This window comes from Candidatus Lokiarchaeota archaeon (genome assembly GCA_014730275.1).
Lineage (GTDB): Archaea > Asgardarchaeota > Thorarchaeia > Thorarchaeales > Thorarchaeaceae > WJIL01.
The window spans coordinates 1-4,829 of the sequence record WJIL01000094.1 but is presented as its reverse complement, the minus strand read 5'-3'; the positions used below and the strand labels follow the sequence as shown (position 1 = coordinate 4,829).

Genomic DNA, 4,829 nt, shown 5'->3' with positions numbered 1-4,829 from the left:
GTGATTTCTTCGCCTGAATCAAGTTCAACAATTGGCCCCTCCGCAGACCAGGAAAGCAAACCACTGTGCCAAGAATCCTCAAATCGAACTTGAACTTTCCAGGGTTCTACCATAAGTTCTCACCTCTTCAGTAGCCGGGCTCGTATTCGTTTTCTGTTTTATTAGGGGGAGCGTGACCCAGATAGTATCGCTTTATCGCTAGATTCACGATTCATACCAACCCCGTTTCGTTCCATCTGATTCTAAACACAGACATAGTGTCCCGCCCCGATATCACATTATCGTCGAGATGCACTGTGTATACTTTCTCATACGCGTAATCGAGTTGCCAAGCCCAGTAGTTGAACAGGTCGTCGAAAAAGACGAAGTAATCGCATTCTTGTTCGTGAAGATACAACAAGGTTTCGCGACCGGACATATTGCCATGTATGATTTCAGGACTAACCAAGCCAGCAATATCAATAATCGTACGATTTGAAAAAAATCTGAGTGCTCCAGCATCGTGAATTGCTAGGACAGCGTCTTCGGGGGTGTGATTACGTAGCCAAAGGCCAATGTGCACTTGTTGCTCATTGATATTCTTCACTGCGTTGCCATAGAATGGAGCCTGATCCAGATAAAGGGGAACAGAAGGGACAATGAAAAGGAGGCAGACAACAAAACCAACCGCTACCGTATCACTAGGTCCCTTTTGCGAATCAAATCGCTCCAAGACTCTTCGAAGGAAAATGATCGTACCAGCGAAAGCTGAAATCAAGAGAAACAAAAATACAGGGACAAGATAACGAGCATTGTTAATCAGTGCGCCATAAGGATTCGTAAGCCTATACAGCATCAGTAGAGAAACTCCGAGTAACCAGCTCATAGGACGCCGTGCTTTGATGAGGAGAGGAAAAGAAACAAGCGCAATAACGATGAAAGGATGCTGTTGAATCCAGAACCCCCAGAAGAAATTCCAAACTTCGATTTCAGACGGCGTTGGAACATGCACCTTGGCGTAGAAAGTATCAGGCAAAGGCAACCCAGTTACTGAGAGGCAATGTAGAATCCATGGGCTCACTACAAGGGCAGCTATAACAATCATTGCCAGCAATGAAAGAATCCGTTTCCGGTTCAAGGCGCCATTGCTGTACAAGAAGGCAGGTCGTATCAGCAACACAAAGAGAGACAAGAGGGCTCCTTCCGGTCGCGATAAGTATGCCAGACCCATGACCACACCCACCAGCATGTCATAGTGGAAATTCTGTTTTGGTAGAAGGGTTATGCCAAGCATAAGCAAGAACATGAAGAGGGGTGTTTCCATTCCGGATAACATGAGCCACGTATTCCGCGGCAGTAACACAAACGCAATCATGCCGAGATGCCCCCAAATCCTGCGGCCTGTAGCTTCGGAAATGAGATATCCAACGAAAAAAGTTGTTACACAGTAAAATAGGGTGGAAATCAAATAGGTTCCCAAAACAAGTTGCGTTGTATTGCCAGTCAATGCGAAAAGCGGTGCGAGAATGATGGACCAAAGCGGGCTCGTAGAACCAGTACTCGGGTATCCAGGAGAGTATTCCCAAGGGCGACCTTTGTATATTGTCCTAGCAAAAACGAGATGGATCCACGAATCATCAAGTGTGAAACCTGGCTGAGTCCATGTGAGCATAGTCAACAGGTAGTGAAGACAGGATGCAACAGTAACAGCTGCCCCAGATATGAAAAGCAGTAAATCAGCTCTGTTCTCCGATATCCAGTCAGGGACAGAGAAAAGTGATTTTCTCAGGCGATTCAGAAACGCATGTTTCTTTGCATCTAAATTTTCAGGCAATCTTTCATCACTCAGCTACTAGTGTCTCGTATCAATTGTTGAAATGTAGACTCTTCAATATTTCCGCCAGACAGCACAGCCACGATATTCTCTCCTCTGAACCGTTCGGGATCCTTCAGAATCCCAGCAACTGCAACAGCTGCTGCACCCTCAACACGCTGGCCTTCGGCTTCGTAGAGAATCTTGAGAGCATGTGTAATAGTCCCCTCTTCAACCAAGACCATGTCATCCACCTTGTCCCTCATGATCGAAAGTGTGATTGAGCCCTCCTGAATACCGCCCATCAATCCTGAAGCGACAGTCTCCTCCTCTTTTACTTCGATAAACTCATTCGATTTCCAGCAGTGATAGACCATAGGTGATGCTTCTGCCTGAACACCGATTATCTGTATTTCAGGATTCAAACCTTTGGCTGCAATAGCAATACCCGATACCAAGCCGCCACCGCCCACCGGAACAATGATTGTATCGGTCTCAGGTTCTGCTTTCAGTATTTCCAGCGCAACGGTACCTTGACCCGCAATGATATCAGGATGGTTGTACCCACTCACATACGTCAGATCTTTATCGTGTGCCAGTTTCTTTGCCAGTGGCTCAACCTCCTCGTACGAGCCCCTCTTGATCACGGTTACATCAAACTGCTCTATTTTCTCGAGTTTACTCTTCGAGACATGTTCAGGCACCACGATTGTTGCATTGATTCCCAGCTCAGCTGCCGCTAGACCAACAGCCTGGCCATGGTTTCCTGAAGAGGCGGTTATTACCCCTTTGGAGTCCCCTTCCTGCTCAAGTCTAGATAAGGCAGTGAATGCACCCCTGATTTTGAAGGCGCCCGTTTTCTGCAGGTTCTCGAGCTTGAGATACACAGAACCATTTGTTATCTCACTCAGGAACTCGGAACGGACTAAAGGGGTGTGCTTTATTCTGGTCTTAAGCAGTTTTGCAGCATTCTCAATATCATGAAGCGTTGGTATTTCCACATTACAGACCCCATGAAACACAGCTTATCAATGGAGACTATTCAGCTTGTCGGCAAAAATGTGTTTGTGATTTCCTGACTGAAATCCTCAAAATAGTCCCTTCACACTCAAGTAACGCTGCCCAGAATCAGCGAATATGGCCACAATTAGCTTACCCTCATTTTCCGATCGCTTCCCAATTCTAACTGCAGCTGCAGCCGTTGCCCCTGAAGAAATGCCAGCAAGTATTCCCTCTTCCGCGGCCAACCGCCGGCAGAATCCATACGCTTCACCCTCCGCATCTATCGTGATAATCTCGTCCAGAAGACCTTCTTCATATAGGTCTGGAACAAAACCAGGACTGGTCCCAGGCAGTTTGTGCTTCTCCCAACTCCCCTCAGAAATCATGGGTGCGGCTTTGGGTTCCACTCCAATCACTTCTAAGCTTGGTTTCCTCGGTTTCAGAGCTTCTGCAACGCCCATAGCTGTTCCTGTAGTTCCCAGCGCTGCAACAATGATGTCAACCTCACCCTCTGTATCCCGCCATATTTCTTCAGCAGTAGTTTCGATATGAGCCTGTTTGTTTGCTGAATTGCCATGTTGGTTTACGTAGAACGAGTTCGATATCTCCGCGTGTAGCTCCATTGCACGTTCTTTTGCTGCGGCAGTGTGGAATTCAGGCGGCGTCAGCTCGAGCTCTGCGCCGAACAATCGCAGTATCCTCTTGCGCTCATCACTCATTGCTTCATTCATGCAGATTATCAGTCGGTAGCCCTTGACAGCACAAATGTACGCCAAGGCCATTCCAGTGTTACCGCTTGTTGCTTCGATGATTGTCGTATTCTCGTCAATCAATCCTTCTTTCTCTGCCTTTGCAATCATAGAAAGCACAGGGCGATCCTTGATACTAATCGGATTGAACATTTCCAGTTTTGCGGCTAGCGTGGCGCGGCAATCTTGACTCAATCGACCAAGTTGGACAATAGGCGTTTTCCCGATGCACTCAAGGATGGATTTCTTCAAATGACAATCCCCACAGTAGAGAGCTATCAGATGCCGTCTATTCAGTCTGTCGACAGGCAGGAAAATCAGACTTGAAAACGTATGCAAGCCAAAGAGGAATGGTATGTGCATGAGCATGGATTTGGCAGTATGGAGATTCTTGGTGCCTTCTTAGTGTCGATTTTGATTTCATGTACGCTTTGCTAGACTATATAAACATCCATTAGTTCTATAATAACAAGAACTCAGAGATGAACTATTGTATATCTGGGTATACCAGAAGAATGCTCATCTCTGACTGCAAGAGAGAGGATTTGAGATGGGAAAACGAGGAAAAGAAATAGTTGGTCTAGATGTAGATGAGCTAATCAAGAAACTCAACAAAGCATTTGCTGACGAGTGGCTCGCTTACTACCAATACTGGATAGGTTCGCAAGTTGCAGTAGGTCCCATGAGAGGAGCTGTTGTTGCTGAGCTTGTTGAACATGCTGGAGATGAGCTTCGACATGCAGGTATGCTTTCGGAGCGAATTCTAACTCTTGGTGGTACACCGCTACTCAGTCCAGAAGACTGGTTCGATAACTACAACTGTGAGTATGCCACTCCGGAAGAGCCAGACGTACCGAAGCTACTTGAGCAGAATATCGAAGCCGAACGCTGTGCTATCGATGTTTACCATGAGCTGGTCAACATGACAGAGGGCAAGGATCAAGTTACCTATAACCTCGCTCTCGAAGTTATGGAAGATGAGGTCGAGCATGAAGAAGACCTCGAGGCTCTGATGGACGACATCGAAATCATGAAGAAGAAAGCATAGAATAACTGAATTTTGCTCTCTCATTTGTTGAGAGAGCACACCATTTTTTTTTGTAGGTTTATCAAGACCAGAGTGCATAGAACTGTATTCTTCGAATAATTTAAATATCGAGATTATTCGATATTTATACGTGAGAATTATGGTTTGCATCGATATCGAAGTAATTGGATCCAAACCTCCGTGTGCCAATTGTGAGAAGCTCTTTGAAAACGCAGAGAATGCAGCCAACGACTTCGCT

The 4,829-nt window shown here is 46.2% G+C and carries 4 protein-coding genes; 1 reads left to right on the top strand and 3 read right to left on the bottom strand.

The annotated features are described in order from the left end of the window. Positions 1-211 precede the first annotated feature (211 nt). The 3 genes from GF309_10445 to cysK all read right to left on the bottom strand — a co-directional run bounded on the left by GF309_10445 (position 212) and on the right by cysK (position 3,906). Positions 212-1,813 carry a hypothetical protein gene (locus GF309_10445; protein ID MBD3159196.1) on the bottom strand — a complete coding sequence of 534 codons (1,602 nt, stop codon included), beginning with the start codon at positions 1,811-1,813 and terminating at the stop codon, positions 212-214. A gap of 11 nt (positions 1,814-1,824) precedes the next feature. Beyond that, the gene (locus tag GF309_10440; protein MBD3159195.1) at positions 1,825-2,814 is read right to left on the bottom strand and encodes a pyridoxal-phosphate dependent enzyme; all 990 of its coding nucleotides are present in this window, start codon (positions 2,812-2,814) and stop codon (positions 1,825-1,827) included. A gap of 66 nt (positions 2,815-2,880) precedes the next feature. Continuing rightward, on the bottom strand, positions 2,881-3,906 hold the full coding sequence (cysK, locus tag GF309_10435) for a cysteine synthase A (GenBank protein MBD3159194.1): 1,026 nt from the start codon (positions 3,904-3,906) through the stop codon (positions 2,881-2,883). Between the two features lie 187 nt (positions 3,907-4,093). On the opposite strand from cysK, the gene GF309_10430 reads away from it, so the two are divergent. Further along, positions 4,094-4,591, top strand: a complete 498-nt coding sequence (locus GF309_10430; GenBank protein MBD3159193.1) for a ferritin — start codon at positions 4,094-4,096, stop codon at positions 4,589-4,591. Positions 4,592-4,829 lie beyond the last annotated feature (238 nt).